Source organism: Pseudomonas sp. BF-B-30 (genome assembly GCF_019956305.1).
Taxonomy (GTDB): domain Bacteria; phylum Pseudomonadota; class Gammaproteobacteria; order Pseudomonadales; family Pseudomonadaceae; genus Aquipseudomonas; species Aquipseudomonas jessenii.
The window spans coordinates 30662-49644 of sequence record NZ_JAHBDG010000003.1 but is presented as its reverse complement, the minus strand read 5'-3'; the positions used below and the strand labels follow the sequence as shown (position 1 = coordinate 49644).

The following is an 18983-nucleotide window of genomic DNA, read 5'->3' as shown; positions in this document are numbered from 1 at the left end:
TGAACAAAAAATTCGCTGGGAGCAACCACATTGGAATTGAGACAACTGCGCTATTTCGTAAAAATCATTGAGCTTGGCAGCCTGGGGCGTGCGGCACTTGAACTGGACGTTGGTGTGTCAGCCCTCAGTCAACAAATCTCCAAGCTGGAAAGCGAACTGTGCACCCGTCTCCTGAATCGAACCTCCACCGGTGTGACGCCCACTAGCGCCGGATTTGCGTTTTTACACCATGCCCAACTGACGCTACGCCAGGCGGAAAATGCCATCATGGCCGCCCATCGCGGGCGAATGAGCGGTTATGTCAGCGTCGGCTTACCACCGACTACCGCGACGGTACTCGCGTTGCCGTTGATCAACGCAATGCGTGCGCGTTATCCGGACATACAACTGCATTTGGTGGAAATGCTTTCCGGCCACTTGGCGGCGCAGCTCAACGCACGGCAAATTGATCTGGCCATCCTGTTCCAGCTCGAAGGGGGTAAACGCTGGAGCGTGACTCCGCTGCTGGATGAAAAGCTGTTTGTCATCGCCTCGCCCAGCCTGCCTCAAGCACCTTCTGGTGACCGCGTGCAGTTAGCCGACCTCGGCGGCCTGCCGCTGGTGATGCCCAGCGCGCAACATGGATTGCGCTCGGCATTGATGAGTGCGTTCGAGCGGGTCGGACTAACACCCAATGTCATTATGGAAGTCGACGGTCTCGCTGTTTTGATGAACGCCGTTCGGGCCGGTCATGCGGCAACGATACAACCGGGGGCGGCCGCAGCATTGAAAGACGGGTCCGGGCTTTCACTGATCAAGATTGCCGATCCCCATGTGGGTCGGCGTAATCTTCTGGCGACGCTGGCTGACGACGAACTCTCTCCGGCGGCGCTGGCAACGCGGTTGGTCATCGTCGATGTGGCGCGACAGTTGGTCGTCGACAAACAGTGGCCTGGAGCTACGTGGATAGAAGGGGTAGACGCGTAATCCTCGCTCAACCCCGGACACATAAGTCTCTCCTGACGACAACGCCTTTAGAAAAACTAAACACCCCGCGTCAAAAGCAGCCTTTCGGCCACTCCTTCCCCACCCTATCGTTCTCCCCACTCGCAAGGAGCACTTCGTTCCCGTTTCCTTGCAAATCGAGGAGCGATAATGATCGATGTCTTAATCATAGGGGGTGGCAATGCTGCCTTGTGCGCCGCTCTGATGGCGCGAGAAGCGGGCGCCAGCGTGATGCTGCTGGAAGCGTCTCCGAAAATCTGGCGCGGTGGCAACTCCCAACACACCCGTAACCTGCGGTGCATGCACGACGAACCGCAGGACGTGCTGATCGATGCTTATCCGGAAGAAGAATACTGGCAAGACCTGTTGAAGGTTACCGGTGGCCTCACGGATGAAAAGCTTGCACGCATTGCCATTCGGGCATCGTCTTCTTGCCGCGATTGGATGCGTTCACACGGCGTGCATTTTCAGCCACCGCTGTCCGGCGCGCTGCACGTGGCGCGGACCAATGCATTTTTTATGGGCGGCGGCAAAGCGCTGGTCAATGCGTATTTCCGCAGCGCCGAACGCCTGGGTGTAAAAGTTCGATACAACACGCAAGTGACCGACATCGAGTTGGATGAGGGGAAATTCGTTGCCGCTCATGTGGGCGAACATGAGGTCGATGGTCAGCGTTTCGCCGCCGAACGCATTGAAGCCCGGGCCTGCGTGCTGGCGGCCGGCGGCTTCGAATCCAACCGTGAATGGCTGCGCGAAGCCTGGGGTCAGAACGAACGCGGTGAATGGCCATCGGATAATTTCCTGATCCGGGGCACCCGATTCAACACCGGCATTTTGCTACGGCGCATGCTCGACCTTGGCGCCGATGTGATCGGCGATCCGACGCAAGCACACATGGTCGCGATTGATGCCCGCGCGCCACTCTACGACGGCGGCATCTGCACCCGAATCGACTGCGTATCGCTGGGTGTAGTGGTCAATCGTGATGGCGAACGCTTCTACGACGAAGGTGAGGATTTCTGGCCAAAACGTTATGCGATCTGGGGGCGTCTGGTGGCCGGACAACCCGGTCAGCAGGCGTATTCGATCATCGATCAACAAGCCCTCGGCCGCTTCATGCCGCCGGTCTTTCCCGGCACCACCGCCAATACGCTGCAAGACCTTGCCCGCCTGTTGAAGCTGCCTCAAGAAAAATTCGTCAAGACTGTCGATGACTACAACAGCGCCTGCCGCGTTGGCACGTTCGATCACACGGCGTTGGACGACTGCCACACCCAAGGACTGACGCCCGCCAAAACCCATTGGGCGCGGCCATTGGTGAAACCACCTTTCTACGCCTACCCGCTTAAACCGGGTGTCACGTTCACCTACCTCGGCCTTGCCACCGACGAAACCGCTGCCGTGCATTTCAACGGCAAAGCGAGCCCCAACCTGTTTGTTGCGGGAGAAATGATGGCCGGCAACATCCTGGGCAAGGGCTACACCGCCGGCATCGGCATGGCCATCGGTACTGCGTTTGGCCGCATCGCCGGTGTGCAGGCGGCCGCTTCGGTGGGCTTTGGCATTTCATCTGCAAACACGGAGTCTCGACATGCAACTGTTTGATCCCCAAGCGTCGGGCGGGTTGATCCCGGTTTTGAATCTTGACGAAAGTGAAGTCCAGCGGCAGATGACCATCTGCAATGCCTGCCGTTATTGCGAAGGCTTTTGCGCGGTATTTCCGGCGATGACCCGGCGCTTGGAATTCACTCAGGCCGACATCCATTACCTGGCGAACTTGTGCCATAACTGCGGCGCGTGCCTGCACGCCTGTCAGTACGCCGCCCCACACGAATTCGACGTCAACATACCCAAAGCCATGGCCAAAGTGCGCCTGGATACTTACGCCGAATACGCCTGGCCGCAAGTGATGGGCAGGTTGTATCAGCGCAACGGCCTGACCCTGGCGCTGGCTTCCGGTGGGGGACTGGCCTTGTTTTTATGCCTGACCCTGATGCTCATGGGCAACCTGTTCACGGCCATTCCCGGGGGCAACTTCTACAAGATTTTCCCGCATAACACCCTGGCGCTGATGTTCGGCACAGTGTTCGGCTTTGCGGTACTTGCCCTGACCATGGGTGTACGGCGCTTCTGGCGCAACGTTTCACCGGTCGCAGCGCCACTGCCGTTGAAAACGTCCGCTGCATTGGAGGCTACGGCCAACGTCGCGAAACTCAAATATCTGGACGGCGGCCATGGCGAGGGCTGCAACAACGCTGACGATCAATTCACCTTGTGGCGACGCCGATTCCATCACCTCACCTTCTACGGCTTCATGCTGTGCTTCGCCGCCACCGGTATCGCCACGCTCTTTCACTATCTGCTGAAGTGGTCGGCGCCTTATCCGATCTTCAGCTTGCCGGTAATGTTGGGTATTGCCGGTGGCATCGGCCTGCTGATCGGCCCGGCGGGTCTTCTTTGGCTGAACCTGCGTCGCAACCCGGCGCACGGCGATGAGAACCAAAAGCCCATGGATCGCGGCTTCATCGCGCTGCTGTTCCTGGTCAGCGCAAGCGGCCTGGCGCTACTGGCTTTGCGTGAAACCAGCGCCTTGGGCTTGATGTTGGCTATCCACCTCGGCCTGGTTATGGCGTTTTTCTTGACCATGCCCTACAGCAAATTCGCCCATGGAATATTCCGCAGCGCAGCGCTGCTCAAACATGCCATCGAGAAGCGTCAACCCAACCCGATCAACGCCGGCAGCGACTGACGGTTAAAGCACTCATTCCAAAAACAATAGTGAGCATAACGGTAGCCATGATGAAAACGACAACGGCAACAACCCGAGCCAAGGGGTCCAAATTGGGCGCCATTTTGCGGGTCACCAGCGGTAACTTCCTCGAGCAGTTCGACTTCTTTCTGTTCGGGTTCTACGCGACCTACATCTCCCAGACCTTCTTTCCAGCCACCAGCGAGTTTGCCTCGTTGATGATGACCTTCGCGGTATTCGGCTCCGGATTCCTGATGCGTCCGTTAGGCGCCATTGTGCTGGGGGCGTACATCGACAAGGTGGGCCGTCGCAAGGGGCTGATCGTGACGCTGTCGATCATGGCCGCCGGTACCGTATTGATCGCCCTGGTGCCGGGCTATGCCGCCATCGGCGTGGCGGCACCGATTCTGGTGTTATTGGGCAGGCTGTTACAGGGCTTCTCCGCCGGCGCGGAAATGGGCGGTGTTTCCGTGTATCTGGCGGAAATTTCCACCCCCGGTCACACCGGTTTCTACACCAGTTGGCAATCGGCCAGCCAACAGGTAGCGATCGTCGTCGCGGCCGCGTTGGGCTACACGATCAATGCCACGATGCAAGCCGCTGAGATCGCCGATTGGGGGTGGCGAATTCCGTTCTTCATTGGCTGCGTGATCATCCCGTTCATTTTCATTATTCGCCGCTCACTGGAAGAAACCGCTGCCTTCACTGCTCGCAGCCATCGCCCAACCACTCGCGAAGTTTTTCGCTCGATGCGTGACAACTGGCGCACCGTGCTGGCGGGCGGCTTGCTGGCGTCCATGACCACCACCACGTTCTACCTGATTACGGTCTACACACCGACGTTTGGCAGGACAGTGCTGAACTTAAGTACCACCGACAGCCTGGCGGTCACACTGCTGGTCGGTATCAGCAACTTTATCTGGCTGCCTATCGGCGGCGCCCTCTCCGACCGCATTGGCCGTCGACCACTGTTGCTGGCGATATCGTTGCTGTGCATCTTCACCGCCTATCCCGCCATGCACTGGCTGGCAGAGGCGGCGAGTTTCGAACGACTGCTCGCTGTTCTGCTGTACTTCTCATTCTTCTTTGGCATTTACAACGGCGCCATGGTCGCGGCACTGACCGAAGTCATGCCACAGAACGTGCGGGTAGTCGGATTTTCTCTGGCCTTCAGTTTGGCCACTGCGGTGTTTGGCGGTTTTACCCCAGCAATCTCGACGCTGCTTGTCCAGGCCACGGGCGACAAGGCATCACCTGCCTACTGGCTGATGTTCGCGGCGGTGTGCGGGTTCACGGCGACGACGATTCTGTATCGTCGGCAAAAAGCTTTGGCAGTCAGAACCGTTTAGTTCCTCGATCGCCGACCCTTACCACGCGTCGATCCACGGCGGGACCGAATTAGAGTGGCATGAGGTCGATTACTGTCTTTCGTCAAGATAATACTCGGCCTAAAGACCCATCTCCTCCGAAAGAGGTGAGGGTTCCACCGAGAGCCAGTCATTTTGTAGGGGTAAAAAACCCTATAAATAAAAAGTGGCCGCGAGATAAAATCTCGCAACCCCTTGATTTATATGGTCGGGACGGAGTGATTCGAACACTCGACCCCTAGCACCCCATGCTGGGGACTAAACAGCCATAACATATTGTTTTTAAACGAATATTTATCCTATTCAGGGTGGCAAAACATCCGTTTTTTTGTGCTTATGCAAACGGTAAACCGTGGCCTGTAGCGGTGGTTTTGCGCATAGCCCTGCTCCGGCGTCCTGCCAACCAAGCATCACTCCTCATCCCCACTGCTACGCTGAAAACTCCACGGAGGATTCGCGATGCCAAACTCTGACCTGCTCCCTTCCCTGCTGTTCAAGATCAACGAAAACCAGCTTGCCCTTGAAGCCGCTATCCTGGAGCTTTCGAGCTGGGTCGAGCAGCGCGGATCGGCCGATGTCGCCGACAATGTGCGCGGCGCCCTTGAAGCTATCGACAAGAATGAGGAATTTATCAAGATGACGCTCGCGGTGATGATGGCGCCGGAGTGACCGCTACCGGCCGATTCTGTTGAAAAAGTCGGTTTTCTCAACCGCTCGAATATTGACGGGTAAAAACACATTTTTTGCCCGCTGCTACGTAAAATCCGAGTCTGGACACCTCTGCTGAAAGCAAGAAATTCAATCTCAGACGCGTACTTTTCTGTCGTGAGAACCAAGCCGTACTTTTTCAACAGAATCGGCCAGAAGCTGACGTTCGATTTTTTTGGGAACCTCAAAGTCCTTTGATGAAAACACTAGATGTCGCAGTGGTTCCGCGGCCAGTTTGACCAATCACTTTCGGATTGAGCCTTTTACAACTGGAGAACTAGGCAGCCCCCAAGGCCTCTCGCATAAAAGCGAAGCCCGGCGACCGCTCACATGCTTTTTAGTGCTCCTGATCAGCCATATTGCGTGGATTTTCGACGCCCTCGATGCTCCTCACGATATGCACTCCTCCGTCCATCTCTAGAAATTCCGTCCCAGCAGGCAAAACTGCGCCGGTGCGTGGACATTAATCAGCTAATGTCCGTGGTCCCGACGCACCGTCCCAACATGCTAATAAACTGTCCCGCCGCGCCCATAGTCTCGTGCCCGAGATATCTACTATAGGACCAGTACCTCTGCCATCAGCGGGGGCCTGTTACCTATACCGGATGCACATCTTGCGCATCGCCGTACAAGCACGGATTGGAGACAACAATGACAAAAATCGCCGACATCCAAAACACCCCTTCACCAGCATCGCCCTCGGCACCGGCCATCATCCGGTCGTCGGTGCGACAGCATTCGATCAAGGTAGAGCTTTGCACACCCGCCATCGGCGCCGAGCTCAGCAACGTCAGCCTTGTCGACGCTGCCCAAGATCCAGAACTGATCGCGCAAATCCGGGAGCTGTGGCTCAAGCACAAAGTGTTGTTCTTTCGCGACCAGAACATCACCCCAATGGAGCAACAGCACTTCGCCGCGCAATTCAGCGAACTGGAAGCCCATCCCTTGGCGCCGAGCCATCCGGAGGCGGACAAGCTGCTGATGCTGTACCGCAATCTCGATCCGAGCAAGCCCAAGAGCTATGTGGAAAAAGCTAGTCGCGAAAACCTCTGGCATGCCGATGTCACCTACAAGCAGGCGCCGCCCCGCGGTGCGGTATTGCGCTGCGAACTGGGTCCGGAGACCGGCGGCGATACGCTGTTTTCCAACATGGTGATGGCCTACGAAAAGCTGCCCGAAAGCATCAAGCAACGGATCGATGGCTTGTATGCCAAGCACGGTGCCGAGCAGACCTTTGGCGCCCAGTTGCCACGCGAAGAACGTCACGCGATGGCCCTGAAGACGCCCGGCGCCGAGCATCCGGTAGTGCTTGTGCATCCCGAGACCGGCGAGAAGGTGCTGTTCGTCAATTCCGCATTCACCACCCATTTCTCGAACTTCTTCAACTTCGAGGACATCCGCTACGGCCAGGACTTCATGCCCGAGGCTCATCACCTGATGAACTACCTGATCTCCCAGGCCGCCATCCCGGAATACCAGGTTCGCCTGAAGTGGCGCACCAACACCGTTGCCATGTGGGACAACCTGCAAATCCAACACTACGCCGTGGCTGACTACGGCAACGCGCCACGGAAGATGCTGCGCGCAACCTTGGCGGGAACCCCGCTGACCTGACCCTGACTGCCAGACAGACAGCCCGGGCACCCGACCATCCGTGATGGTCGGACGATCCCGGCCGCCGAAAAATTCCCGATCAAAACAACAATCAACGGAGACACCTATGCTCTACGAACTCGTCGACACCGCCGTCATCGATGGCGAATCCCTGCCCTGGATTCCGTTTACCCCTTATGCCGATAACGTCCTGCTCAAGTACTTCAAGCTCGACCCGATCCGTGGCGAATGGATCGTCATGATGAAGGCGCCGATCGACATGCAACTGCCCAAGCACCACCACACGGGTACGGTGATGGTCTACACCTTCGAAGGCCAGTGGAAATACAAGGAGCATGAATGGGTCGCCGGCCCGGGCAGCATCGTGTACGAGACCGCCGGATCGACTCACACCCCAGAAGTCGTCAGCACCGGAAATGGCGACGGCTATGTGCTCACGCTGGTTCAGGTCAATGGCGATCTTGCGTTTCTGGATGAGAACGACAACATAGTCGCGCTCGAAAACTGGAAGTCCGGGCTCAAGCGTTATCTTGACTATTGCGAACAGCATGACATCGCGCCGAAAGACCTCACGGCATTCAACTGATCCGGTTCCAGGAGAACTCCCGGTATCCCTCGATTCAAGGGGGGCCGGGAAAGTAGCCTGATCGCAAAAATCCAGGGGAGGAAAACAGGCTGTCCCGGTTCGCGGTCTTGACGTGGAATCTGACAGAGGGCCCTGTCCGCTCCCCGATCACAGACTTTCGAACGGAGCGATGCCATGCATGGCTTGATGATGCACAAGCAGCTGTTGATTTCCTCGCTCATAGAGCACGCCGACCGCCATCACGGCGATACGCAGATCGTGTCCCGCAGGGTGGAGGGCGATATCCATCGCTACACCTTCCGGGACTGCCACCGTCGCGCGCGCCAGATGGCCAGCGCGCTGACCAGCCTGGGTGTCCAGCCCGCCGACCGGATCGGTACGCTGGCCTGGAACGGCTATCGTCACCTGGAGTTGTACTACGGCATTGGCGGGATGGGTGCCATCGTGCACACCATCAACCCGCGCCTGCATGAAGATCAGGTGGCCTACATCGCTAATCATGCCGAAGACCAGTACATCTTCTTCGACATGAGCTTCCTGCCGCTGATCAAACTCATCGCTGGCCGCTGCCCAACGGTCAAGGCGTTCATCGCCATGACCGATCACCTGCCGACAGACACCGGTATCGACAACCTACTGTGCTATGAAGATCTGCTGCAACAGGGCGCCTGCGATTACGCCTGGCCTGATCTCGACGAGGATGCCGCCTGCACGCTCTGCTACACCTCCGGCACCACGGGCAACCCGAAAGGTGTGCTGTACAGTCATCGCTCTTCGCTGCTGCACACCTATGCCGCCGCGCTGCCGGATGCCCTGAACTGTTCGGCGCGCGACGTCATCCTGCCGGTTGTGCCCATGTTCCATGTCAACGCCTGGGGGCTCCCGTACATCGCGTGCATGGTCGGGGCCAAGCTGGTATTTCCCGGCCCTGCGCTGGACGGCAAATCGCTGTTCGAACTGCTCGAAGCGGAGCAGGTGACCCTCTCTGCTGGCGTACCCACGGTCTGGCAAGGGCTGCTCGGGCATCTGGAGCAAACCGGCGAGCCTTTCTCCAGCATGAAACGCACCATCATTGGCGGTGCAGCCTGTCCCACGGCAATGCTGCACAAGTTTCAGGAGACCTACGGCGTGGCGGTGTTGCACGTCTGGGGGATGACGGAATTGAGCCCGATCGGCACCATTGGCACCCTCAAGGCCAGGCACCTTGGCATGCCCCCGGAAGAGCGTAATGCAGTGCAGTCCAAACAAGGCCGCGCAGTGTTTGGCGTCGACATGAAGATCGTCGGCGCGGACGGCCTGGAACTGCCTTGGGACGGCGCGACCTCGGGTGACCTGATGGTGCGTGGCCCCTGGGTGGTACGCGACTATTTCAGAAATGAAAGCGACTGTTCGCCGCTGCTCGAACACGCCGGCCAGACCTGGTTTCCCACCGACGATGTAGCGACCATCGATGGCGATGGCTTCATGCAGATCACCGATCGCAGCAAGGATGTGATCAAGTCGGGTGGCGAGTGGATCGGCTCGATCGATCTGGAGAACATTGCCCTGAGCCATCCCTCAGTCGCCCAGGCGGCCTGCATCGCCGCGAAACACGCGAAGTGGGATGAACGGCCCTTGCTGATCATCGTCAGGAAAGCGCAGGCAGCCCTGACCCGGGAAGATCTGCTGGCCTTTTATGACGGCAAGATTGCCAAGTGGTGGACGCCGGATGATGTGGTCTTCGTCGACACGATTCCACTGGGCGCTACGGGCAAGGTGTTGAAGAACCGCCTGCGCGAGCAGTTCGGCGATCATCTGCTGGTCAAGGCTGCCAGCTGAGTAACAAGGAACAAATCCAGCCCTGTCCATGTGCAAAGGCAGGGCGGACGTTACGGCAGATGCCGGTAGCGTTCGCCCTGCCTTTGCATTTCCGCTATCAAGGGGTTTAGCCAGCCGCTGGCTCAGAGGCCGGGTCGCCGGACATCAACTGCTCGAGAAACTCCAACAGCAATTCGTTGACCAGAGCCGGGCTTTCCTCTGCGGCGCTATGGCCTACACCGGGTAGCAGCACCTTTTTGCGCAAAGCGGGCAGGTAGGCGTCCATCTGGTCGTAGAGGCTGCGGATTTCCACCGGCTCCAGGGAAGGGTCGGCAGCACCACCGATGAACAGGCTTGGCTGGTTGACCTTCGCGCCGTCGAGAAACGCGGTGATTTCCCAGTTGCGGTCGCGACAGCGGTAGTAGTTCAGGGCACCGGTAAACCCCGTGCGCGTGTACTCGGCGACGTAGTAGTCGAGCGACCGCGGGCTCAGCCAGGACGGGAACGCTCCCTTCGGCTCGGTAAAGGCGTTGAGAATCGGCTCACCGGCCTCGACAAACAGACGCCAGCGTTCGTCTCCCACGGCGCTGCCGGAGATCGAGTAGAAGACGCTGCTCAAGGTCCTGCGCGGATCAGCGGCCAGCTCGCGATCCGGCTTGGTGAGCTGCTGGAAATACAGGTGGTGGTAGACCCGGCCTTTCGCCATGGCCTGCAAGCCCACGGTTGGCTTGACCTTGCCCCGCGGCGGTACCGGGGTATTGAGCATTACCAGGCCACTGAACAGATCCGGGCGTAACATGGCGGCCGCCTGGGCTACCCAGGCACCCAGGTCGTGGCCGATGATCACCGCAGAGGTTTCGCCCAGGGCCGCCATCAAACCCACCATGTCGCCGACGGACTGGCTCATGTCATAGGCTTCGATGGCATCGGGGCGCTCCGATTGCCCGAACCCGCGTTGATCGGGCACCACAACCCGATAGCCGGCCTTGGTCAATGCCACGATCTGGCGCCGCCACATGTACCAGAGGTAGGGGAAGCCGTGCAGCAGGATGACGAGCGAGCCCTGGCCCTCGTCGATGTAGTGCATGCGGATGCCGTTGACGTCGGCAAAGCAGTGGTTGAATGCATCAGGATCGTCGGCATCCACCTGCGCCATTGCAGCGAGCGGCTGACCGATACGCATTGAAGTGCGCGTATCCATTATCTACCTCCATCTTATTAGTTGTGGGCTTGAAGGTAGCTCTGAGAGGGTGCCCCGCACTGAGCTTAACAGGACACAATATTGTGAAGTTGGGACAGAGCGAAAGACTATAGAGCTGCTTCTGCCGCCGCCATTCTTGGCTCGCCGGTAGTGTCCCAGTATGCAAAGAAATTATCCCGCCATGCCCATAACGCCGCGCTCGTGTTCCCTACAATGGGACCGCGCTTCCTGCTCTGCACTACGCCAGACCAAGGTTGAAGATCGCTAGCGCTATCAGTACTTCCACAAGCGCCTTCTTCTCGTTCAATACATCTTCGATGAAAAAAGAAACGCCGCCATCGGCCGAGGGAGATCCTATACATGCCCAAGCTTGTTCGCGCCGCCGTCTTGACCAAATACCTGGAAGTCACCCAGGACCTGGGATTCAACCCGCGTGACGTGCTGGCAGTTGCCGGCCTGAACAAGGCTCAGCTGCAAGCCCCTGAATACCGCATTCCCATCGATGCCGCCGTACGTCTGCTGGAAGATTCGGCCGCCGCCAGCGATTGCCAGACCTTCGGCCTGCGCATGGCCGAGTCACGCCAGCTTTCGGACCTCGGTGTAGTCAGCCTGCTGCTCAGCCAACAGCGCACCCTGCGCGACGCCTTGCAGGTGATGGAGCGCTACCGTCATCTGATGAACGATTCCCTGGGAATCTTCGTTGAAGAGGCCGGCAGGATGGTGATCATTCGTGCAGTGATGGTCACCGAGACACTGCTGCCCAATCGCCAAGCCACGGAGCTGGTCATTGGCGTGCTGTTCCGCTTGTGCTCGACACTGCTCGGCTCGAAGTGGCGCCCCTACAGCGTCAACTTCATGCACCAGCCGCCAGACAGCCTGCACCTGCATCAGCGCCTGTTCGGCTGCAATCTGGAATTCGGCAGCGAATTCAACGGCATCGTTTGCTCCGAAGCCAGTCTCGATATGATCAATCCCAATGCCGACCCGTCCATGGCCCGTTATGCCCAAGACTACATCGATTCGTTGCAGGGCGATGAAAGCACCTCGATGCTGTTCGAGGTGCGCAAGGCCATCTACCTGTTGTTGCCCATGGGGCGCGCCACCCTAGAGCAGATCGCCCTGTCACAGGGCATGAACGTGCGTACCTTTCAACGCCGTCTGCAGGACGACGGCTGTGCCTTCAACGACCTGATCAATGACGTGCGCCGCGACCTGGCTCTGCGTTATCTGGAGAACCCGAACAACTCGATGAGCCGCATCGCCGACATGTTCGGCTTCTCCATGGCCAGCTCCTTTACCCGCTGGTTCATCAACCAGTTCGGCATGCCACCGGCGGCGTGGCGCAGCGCGCAGAAACAGTCCGGTCTCTGCGCAGAGAGTGCCGCAGTCCCTAAATCCTTCTGAGTACAAGGCAAAAAAGGTTTTTCACGCAATTGCGGGAAACTCAGAAACAACAGCGCCGATTTGACTGATGATGTTCGTGCGAGCAAACACATCTGACAAATCGGCGTTCTTGTGCGTGATATGAGTATTGCGAATTCTTTTTCAAGTAGATCGCGTCTTTCCCGACCATTCGTGATGAACCAAAAAAAACGGCGACTGCTGGTACAGTCGCCGCAAAAAACCGATGTTTGTGGCACCGGTGGTGAGCTTCACTGTAACGAGGAGCCAGCCCAGTGAAGCCCTGCCATAAACCTGAGTGAAGCCTGTTTTCAGAGGCCCCAGTGCAGCAACAGCAGTACCAGCACGACCAAGAACACCGTCTCACCGACCATCAGCAGGATCGGTTTGATGCCGACCGCCGCCAGCTCCTTGAGCCGAGTCTTCATGCCCAGGGCACTGATGGAAATCACCAGGCACCAGCGCGACAACTCATTGACCCCGCCTTGCACCGCCGGAGCGATCCAGCCGGTGCTGTTGATGCAGGCCAGAATCAGAAAGCCCACGGCGAACCATGGCAGCAGCGGTGGGCGCTGGCCGGTCGGGTCAGCGCCTTGCATGCGGGTGATCATGGCCGCGGTGACGATCACCGGCAGGAGCATGGCAACGCGCATCAGCTTGACCACCGTGGCCGTGTCACCGGTCTCGGTTGACATGCCGTACCCAGCACCGACCACTTGGGCGACGTCGTGGATGGTGGCGCCGAGGAACACCCCGGCGATCTGTGGCGACAACGAGAACCAGTTGGCAATCATTGGATAGACGATCATCGCCAGGGTGGACAACGCCGACACGCCGATCACCGTGAACAGGGTCGCGCGCTCTTTCTGCGGATGGTTCGGCAACGCCGCCGCCAGTGCCAAGGCTGCCGATGCGCCGCAGATGGCCGTGGCGCCACCGGTGAGCATGCCAAACAGCCGCGAGAAACCCAGAAACTTCGCGGCGATCACCGAGGCAGCGATGGTCAACACCACCAAGATCACCACCAGTACCATCGGCTTCCAGCCCAGTGCCGCCATTTGTTCCAGGGTGATGCGCATGCCCAGCAGAGCGACGCCGATGCGCAGTACCGTGCGGGCGGTGAACTCGACGCCGACTTTGCAGGGACCGTCGTCGGCAAGAAAATTCAAGGCCATGCCCAGCAACAAGGCGAACAACATGACCGGTGCGCCGTAGTGCTCGGACAAAAACGAGGCGGCGGCGGCCACGATCAGGCTGACTATAAAGCCCGGTACCAATTCGCGTGTGCGGGTTTGGATGCGGGTTAGAGCAATAGCGCTCATGGCGCGGACTCCTCGAAAAAGGTGGCAATGAACGCCTGGCCATCGATGATCGTGGCCGGGTGGTTATTGACTTTGAGTTGGGTGGAAATGAACAGATAGCCGCTCTTTGTATGGCCCCCGGCCGGCGGGCTTTTGTCAGCAGGTACAGGAATGAGCCGGGCATGCCAGTTACCGCTCGCGATCACTTTCGCGCAGCGCTTCGCTCATGGAGGCCAGCAGCGCATCGGGGGGTCGTGAACCCACCACCGTCCTCTGCCGGCCGAACTGCACACTAGGCACGTCGAAACTGTACCTGCGAGTGTTCCAGTTGGCGCTCGCCGATCAGGCACCAGGGGCAAAAGAAATCGAAAAACACATCAATACGTAAACGACGACTCACAACCTCACCTCTAACCCGGCTTCACTGACAGGGTCAGGCACGCTCTGCCCCTGAAGCCGGGCGATATCTCTGTGGTAATGACACTTGGCATAAAAGAACACCGCCGCTGCCGCGAGGCTGACCAGCGGCACCAGTTGAAACGCGGCATGCAAACCGATGAGGTCGGACAGCCGACCGGTGATGAACGGCCCCGGTGCCAACCCCAGCAGGTTGTTGGCCAGGGTCAGCGTGGCGAAGGCCGTGCCGTGCACCGAGTAATGGGTCAGGTTGGCAACCATCGCGCCGCTAGGGCCGGTGGTGCCGGTGGCAATCAGCATGCCCAGGCAGATCAGCAGCAGTTGCACCGGCCCCGCCTGCAAGGCAAAGGCTGCCGACAGCAACAGACAACTGCCCAGACAAAAGGCGATGGCCAGGCTGACCTTGCGCTCCGGTGAGTGGCGACACAGGCGATCGCTGAGCATGCCGCACAGAATCATCCCCACACCGCTGCACAACACGATGAGCGCCGCCATGCCGCCGGCCTTGTCGGTGTGCATGTCGTAGTAGCGGTTGAGGTAGCTGGGAATCCAAACCATCACCGTACCGCCGACGAATAGCTGCAAACCGCTACCCACGTACGTGGCGATCACCGAATGGCTGGACCACAAAGTGCGCAGCGGACGCTTGACCGCGGCAACCGTCTTGTTCGCAATCTGCGTGGCACGTTGTGGCGCAATGCGTGCTTCCTTGACGATCAGCGGATAGAGCACCGCCAGCACCAGGCCAAACAGAGCCATGCCGGCGAACGACCAGCGCCAGCCCAGCTTGGCCGCGATAGCACCGCCCAACGCCATGCCCAGCACGGCACCAAACAAGCCACCGGCCATGAAAGCACTGGCCAGGGTGGCGCGCATATGTTTGGGGAACACCGAGATCACCACGGCGATGCCGACGCTGCCGTAAGCCGCCTCACCGACACCGACCATAAAGCGCGCGATGAACATCTGCTGGTAGTCCTGCGCCACCGCGCAGCCCAGGGTCGCCAGGCTCCAGAGTAGCGCCATCAACGCCAGGCTCTTGACCCGGCCGAAGCGGTCGGCCATCAACGACAGAGGGAACGTCAGCAGGCCAACCATCAGGGCAACGACGCCGCTGAGCAGACCGAGCTGGCCGTCGCTCAACGCCCACTCGCTCTTGAGCAGCGGGAACACCGCGTTGAGCACTTGGCGTGACATGTAATCGGAAATCAACAGGCCGAACGTCAGCGCGAAGACAATCCAGGCATATTTACGCGCAACGCCGACTCCACCGGAGTCGTCATCGTCGGCGGCGATTGGGTGAAAGGCCATGCAGCCTCCTCAATGTGGTTGTTTTATTGTTGTTATCAAGCGTGTAGCCGCTACGGCTTACGAAAGTGACTTCAATGCCCACACGCGTGAGCATCCCCATGACCAAGGGCCGTGCTGTTGAACCGCAGTAGGTTCTAGCGCGTATCCATTACCTTCCGCTCTCTATTTTCGGAAGCCTGAAGGTAGCTTTGACGGGGCATCCTGCACTAAGCTTCGCAGGACTCAATCTTGCGAAATTGGGACACGAGGGAAATCATGTATACCCTGACGCGGAGTGCCAGCCTTACCAACTATGAACAGGTTGCCCGTTCAGAGGGGCTCGATCCTTTTCGTATGCTGCGGATGGCCAAGCTGCCGGCCAGTGCCCTCGACGATCCGAATATCATGATCAGTAGCGATTCGGTCGGGTGGCTGCTGGAGGAGTCAGCCCGATTGTCCGGTCAGGAAGCTTTCGGTCTGCTGCTCGCCGAAAAGAGACACCTTTCCAACTTTGGCATGCTGGCGCTGCTTATCCGCGAAGAGCCAACACTGCGCGCCGCCTTGCAATCTTGCTTTCGCTATACGCGACTGCATAACGCCGGTGTGCAATTGTGGCTTGAGGATGTGGGCGATCTGACCCTGCTGCATGTGGGGGTGAACATGCAGGGCCATCATGGCGTCTGGCGCCAAGCGATTGAACAAGCAACCGGAATTATCCTGCGCACGTTGTGCATTCTGAGCGGTTATACCTTCCGGCCGGTAAGGGTCAGTTTTACTCACGAACCTCCCCCCAGCCTTGAAGTACACCACCGTGTGTTGGGAACCTCGATCGAGTTCTCTCAGGAATTCAATGCCATCGTTTGCCGCGGGGGCGATTTGGATATGGCCATACCTGAGGCGGACCCGGCGCTGCATCGCGAAGTGAAGCGATCACTGGACATGCAGTTGGCTAACCTGCGCGACGAGCCGACGCAGCGGGTACGTCAGATCGTCAAGATGCTGCTGCCAAGCGGACTGTGTTCTGTCGATGCGGTTGCCCAGCATCTTGGCATGCATCGACGCACCCTTAACCGCCACCTGGCAACTGAGGGTGAGAGTGTCACAACGATCATCAACACTGTACGGGCTGAACTCGCCGAAGAGTATTTGGCCAACAGCAAACGCCGATTTTATGAGGTGGCCGAACTGCTCGGCTTTTCCACGGCCGGTGATTTTTCACGGTGGTTCCGCAGCCAGTTCGGCAAGACACCTTCGGCTTGGGCCGCCTCCTACAGAGAGAGCAAGGCGACGTCCGAGCCCTTATCGCCTGAATAAATAGAACGAGAGGTAAGGTTGGCCGACTCACTAGCCTGCTGGCCGGGCATCTTGCCTGAACCTGTCACATCTTCGACGTATCTGACGTTACCCATTGCGCCGCAACGCACTTACAGCGTCCCAATACGCCAACAAATTGTCCTGCAATGCAAAGGTTATCGCTCTCGGTCCAGTTAATATCGATTGCGGCCCCCGCTCTGCTGATTGGGCTAGAAAGATCTTCGGATACACAAATCCCCCCTGCGCACCCGAACAGTTTGGATCAACAATAATAAGCGCCGCCGTACATCAAGGCACGATGTCACCTGCCCCGCCTACGGTCCGGCCATAAACCATCGAAATGGAGACGCCATGCGAGTCGAACAACTGACCTGTGCCATCGGCGCGGAACTGCACAATGTGAATCTTGGCGACGCAGTGCGCGATGACGGGTTGTTCAACGAAGTTTATGCAGCGCTATTGAAATACAAGGTGCTATTCCTGCGCGACCAGGATCTGGACAAACTCTCACGCAAGGACCACGAAGCATTTGCCATGCGTCTCGGCCAGCTTGAAACCCACCCGATGCTCCCCAGCCATCCGGAGGCCTCTGGTCTCGTACAAATCTACAAGACCCCGGAGAATCCGGCGGATCGCTACGAGAATGCCTGGCACTGCGATGCCACCTGGCGTGAATCGCCTCCGATGGGCGCTGTACTGCGTTGCATCGAATGTCCACCGACCGGTGGCGACACCATGTGGGCCAACATGGTGCTGGCGTATGACAATCTGCCCATAGATGTGAAGCAGGAAATCGACAGCCTGATCGCCAACCACAGCTTCAATTCCTCCTTTGCCGCCGCCATGCCAAAGGAGAAGCGCCTTGCGATGAAGGCGCAATACCCGGATGCCGAGCATCCGGTGGTGCGTACCCATCCCGAAACGGGCGAGAAGGTGTTGTTCGTCAATGCCTACGCTACGCACTTCGTGAACTACCACAGCCAGGGACGTGTGCGTGTCGGTCAGGACTACAACCAAAAAGGCGTTGACCTGCTGAAGTACTTGATTAGCCAGGCCTACAACCCCGAGTATCAAGTCCGTTGGCGCTGGAAGAAAAACAGCGTGGCGATTTGGGACAACCGCTGCACCCAGCACTATGCAGTGATGGACTATCCGCCTTGCCATCGCAAGATGGAGCGCGCGGCCATTATCGGCGACAAACCCTACAGATAAGTAAAACGGTCCAAAGGAGACGCCTCTGAGAGTCTCCTTTTGGATAGCTGTCACGTCAAAACAGTCCTCCCAATGCAGCGGGTTCCCAGTTCATGATCACCAGTTCGCCACTGACCTCGGCCTTGCCCTGCCGCTGGTTAGTCGTGGTGTAGCGGATGTCCAGCGTCTCAAAATGAAAGCCTTCGAACACTCGACGGATGTCCGGGTGGTCGTTGATGCTGACCATCACCCTGCCCTTGCAGCGGCGCATGAAGTCGGCCATGCGTTCATAGTTCTCAAACGGAAAATCCACGCCATAGCCGGCGGTCTGCCAGTACGGCGGGTCCATGTAGTGGAAGGTGTGAGCCCGATCATAGCGCTCGGCGCATTCCAGCCAAGGCAGGTTCTCCACGTAGGTGCCGGACAGACGTTGCCACGCAGCGGAAAGGTTTTCTTCGATACGCAAGAGATTGATGGCCGGGCCGGTGGTCGCGGTACCGAACGTCTGCCCGGAGACCTTACCGGCGAAGGCATGATGCTGCAGGTAAAAAAATCGCGCGGCGCGCTGGATGTCGGTAAGGGTTTCCGGGCGGGTCATCTTCTGCCACTCGAACACCTGCCGTGAGCTGAGCGCCCATTTAAACTGGCGCACGAATTCTTCGAGGTGGTTCTGTACCACGCGATACAGCGTCACCAGTTCGCCATTGATGTCGTTGAGGACTTCCACCGGTGCCGCCTGAGGTCGCATGAAATACAACGCGGCGCCGCCGGCAAAGACTTCGACGTAGCATTCGTGGGGTGGAAACAGCGGAATGAGGCGATCGGCCAGACGGCGTTTGCCGCCCATCCAAGGGATGATGGGTGAAGACATAGATAGCAAGACCTTTACTGTATAAATAAACAGGTGCTAGGCTCGCTCTGCTTTGTGCACAGAGCAGGAGCCTTGGCGGGACTTGCAGGGACAATCTGCGGGGACGGTGGCCAGGCTGGATGTTGACGCATCCAGACTGGCCGCTCCTTTTACTTTAATTTTTGAAACTTCTGACTCGGGCCGACTCACGCG

At 58.5% G+C, this 18983-nt stretch carries 15 protein-coding genes and 1 pseudogene; 11 read left to right on the top strand and 5 right to left on the bottom strand.

What is annotated here, in order from left to right; all coding sequences use genetic code 11:
- Nucleotides 1–30: 30 nt before the first annotated feature.
- The 8 genes from KGB29_RS01780 to KGB29_RS01745 all read left to right on the top strand — a co-directional run bounded on the left by KGB29_RS01780 (nucleotide 31) and on the right by KGB29_RS01745 (nucleotide 9826).
- Nucleotides 31–966, top strand: a complete 936-nt coding sequence (locus KGB29_RS01780) for a LysR substrate-binding domain-containing protein (protein WP_223508894.1) — start codon at nucleotides 31–33, stop codon at nucleotides 964–966.
- A 168-nt stretch (nucleotides 967–1134) separates the two neighbouring features.
- On the top strand, nucleotides 1135–2589 hold the full coding sequence (gene tcuA / locus KGB29_RS01775; protein WP_223508896.1) for an FAD-dependent tricarballylate dehydrogenase TcuA: 1455 nt from the start codon (nucleotides 1135–1137) through the stop codon (nucleotides 2587–2589).
- Nucleotides 2576–3733 (top strand): tricarballylate utilization 4Fe-4S protein TcuB, encoded by a 1158-nt coding sequence (gene tcuB / locus KGB29_RS01770; RefSeq protein WP_095029485.1) that lies wholly within the window; start codon nucleotides 2576–2578, stop codon nucleotides 3731–3733. The genes tcuA and tcuB overlap by 14 nt, the downstream gene beginning before the upstream one ends.
- 47 nt (nucleotides 3734–3780) lie before the next feature.
- Nucleotides 3781–5082 (top strand): MFS transporter, encoded by a 1302-nt coding sequence (locus tag KGB29_RS01765; protein WP_041474914.1) that lies wholly within the window; start codon nucleotides 3781–3783, stop codon nucleotides 5080–5082.
- A gap of 477 nt (nucleotides 5083–5559) precedes the next feature.
- Nucleotides 5560–5769, top strand: coding sequence for a hypothetical protein (locus tag KGB29_RS01760; protein WP_060539960.1), 210 nt, complete (start codon nucleotides 5560–5562; stop codon nucleotides 5767–5769).
- A gap of 780 nt (nucleotides 5770–6549) precedes the next feature.
- A complete protein-coding gene (locus tag KGB29_RS01755; protein ID WP_208601474.1) occupies nucleotides 6550–7422 on the top strand; it encodes a TauD/TfdA dioxygenase family protein in 873 nt (290 codons plus the stop codon).
- Nucleotides 7423–7528: 106 nt separating this feature from the next.
- A complete protein-coding gene (locus tag KGB29_RS01750) occupies nucleotides 7529–8008 on the top strand; it encodes a 2,4'-dihydroxyacetophenone dioxygenase family protein (protein ID WP_218543093.1) in 480 nt (159 codons plus the stop codon).
- A 174-nt stretch (nucleotides 8009–8182) separates the two neighbouring features.
- Nucleotides 8183–9826 (top strand): 3-(methylthio)propionyl-CoA ligase, encoded by a 1644-nt coding sequence (locus KGB29_RS01745; protein ID WP_223616212.1) that lies wholly within the window; start codon nucleotides 8183–8185, stop codon nucleotides 9824–9826.
- A gap of 106 nt (nucleotides 9827–9932) precedes the next feature.
- Here KGB29_RS01745 and KGB29_RS01740 read toward each other — a convergent pair whose 3' ends face one another.
- Nucleotides 9933–11006, bottom strand: coding sequence for an alpha/beta hydrolase (locus KGB29_RS01740; RefSeq protein WP_218543088.1), 1074 nt, complete (start codon nucleotides 11004–11006; stop codon nucleotides 9933–9935).
- A 360-nt stretch (nucleotides 11007–11366) separates the two neighbouring features.
- Between KGB29_RS01740 and KGB29_RS01735 the strand changes: the two genes are divergently transcribed.
- Entirely contained in the window at nucleotides 11367–12410 is a 1044-nt protein-coding gene (locus KGB29_RS01735) for an AraC family transcriptional regulator (protein WP_060539964.1), read from the top strand.
- A 308-nt stretch (nucleotides 12411–12718) separates the two neighbouring features.
- On the opposite strand, the gene KGB29_RS01730 is transcribed toward KGB29_RS01735, so the two are convergent.
- The 3 genes and pseudogenes from KGB29_RS01730 to KGB29_RS01720 all read right to left on the bottom strand — a co-directional run bounded on the left by KGB29_RS01730 (nucleotide 12719) and on the right by KGB29_RS01720 (nucleotide 15436).
- Nucleotides 12719–13729 carry a YeiH family protein gene (locus tag KGB29_RS01730; protein WP_090455539.1) on the bottom strand — a complete coding sequence of 337 codons (1011 nt, stop codon included), beginning with the start codon at nucleotides 13727–13729 and terminating at the stop codon, nucleotides 12719–12721.
- Between the two features lie 280 nt (nucleotides 13730–14009).
- Nucleotides 14010–14108 (bottom strand): annotated as a pseudogene (locus KGB29_RS01725) (DsbA family protein); the annotation flags it as partial.
- Nucleotides 14105–15436 (bottom strand): MFS transporter, encoded by a 1332-nt coding sequence (locus KGB29_RS01720; protein ID WP_218543085.1) that lies wholly within the window; start codon nucleotides 15434–15436, stop codon nucleotides 14105–14107. The gene KGB29_RS01720 and the pseudogene KGB29_RS01725, both read right to left, overlap by 4 nt.
- Nucleotides 15437–15691: 255 nt before the next feature.
- Here KGB29_RS01720 and KGB29_RS01715 point away from each other — a divergent pair, with 255 nt between their 5' ends.
- Together KGB29_RS01715 and KGB29_RS01710 are read left to right on the top strand one after the other, a co-directional pair.
- Nucleotides 15692–16729: an AraC family transcriptional regulator gene (locus KGB29_RS01715; RefSeq protein ID WP_090455543.1), complete on the top strand. Its 1038-nt coding sequence runs from the start codon at nucleotides 15692–15694 to the stop codon at nucleotides 16727–16729.
- A 351-nt stretch (nucleotides 16730–17080) separates the two neighbouring features.
- Entirely contained in the window at nucleotides 17081–17941 is an 861-nt protein-coding gene (locus KGB29_RS01710) for a TauD/TfdA dioxygenase family protein (protein ID WP_090455545.1), read from the top strand.
- Nucleotides 17942–17996: 55 nt separating this feature from the next.
- Here the strand turns inward: KGB29_RS01710 and KGB29_RS01705 are convergent, their stop codons facing one another.
- Entirely contained in the window at nucleotides 17997–18791 is a 795-nt protein-coding gene (locus KGB29_RS01705; RefSeq protein WP_223616210.1) for a DNA adenine methylase, read from the bottom strand.
- Nucleotides 18792–18983 lie beyond the last annotated feature (192 nt).

Excerpts from the sequence above, each read along its gene's own strand:
- tcuA (WP_223508896.1), top strand. The coding sequence starts at position 1,135 with ATGATCGATGTCTTAATCATAGGGGGTGGCAATGCTGCCTTGTGCGCC.
- tcuB (WP_095029485.1), top strand. The coding sequence starts at position 2,576 with ATGCAACTGTTTGATCCCCAAGCGTCGGGCGGGTTGATCCCGGTTTTG.
- KGB29_RS01765 (WP_041474914.1), top strand. The coding sequence starts at position 3,781 with ATGATGAAAACGACAACGGCAACAACCCGAGCCAAGGGGTCCAAATTG.
- KGB29_RS01760 (WP_060539960.1), top strand. The coding sequence starts at position 5,560 with ATGCCAAACTCTGACCTGCTCCCTTCCCTGCTGTTCAAGATCAACGAA.
- KGB29_RS01750 (WP_218543093.1), top strand. The coding sequence starts at position 7,529 with ATGCTCTACGAACTCGTCGACACCGCCGTCATCGATGGCGAATCCCTG.
- KGB29_RS01745 (WP_223616212.1), top strand. The coding sequence starts at position 8,183 with ATGCATGGCTTGATGATGCACAAGCAGCTGTTGATTTCCTCGCTCATA.
- KGB29_RS01740 (WP_218543088.1), bottom strand. The coding sequence starts at position 11,006 with ATGGATACGCGCACTTCAATGCGTATCGGTCAGCCGCTCGCTGCAATG.
- KGB29_RS01735 (WP_060539964.1), top strand. The coding sequence starts at position 11,367 with ATGCCCAAGCTTGTTCGCGCCGCCGTCTTGACCAAATACCTGGAAGTC.
- KGB29_RS01730 (WP_090455539.1), bottom strand. The coding sequence starts at position 13,729 with ATGAGCGCTATTGCTCTAACCCGCATCCAAACCCGCACACGCGAATTG.
- KGB29_RS01720 (WP_218543085.1), bottom strand. The coding sequence starts at position 15,436 with ATGGCCTTTCACCCAATCGCCGCCGACGATGACGACTCCGGTGGAGTC.
- KGB29_RS01715 (WP_090455543.1), top strand. The coding sequence starts at position 15,692 with ATGTATACCCTGACGCGGAGTGCCAGCCTTACCAACTATGAACAGGTT.
- KGB29_RS01710 (WP_090455545.1), top strand. The coding sequence starts at position 17,081 with ATGCGAGTCGAACAACTGACCTGTGCCATCGGCGCGGAACTGCACAAT.
- KGB29_RS01705 (WP_223616210.1), bottom strand. The coding sequence starts at position 18,791 with ATGTCTTCACCCATCATCCCTTGGATGGGCGGCAAACGCCGTCTGGCC.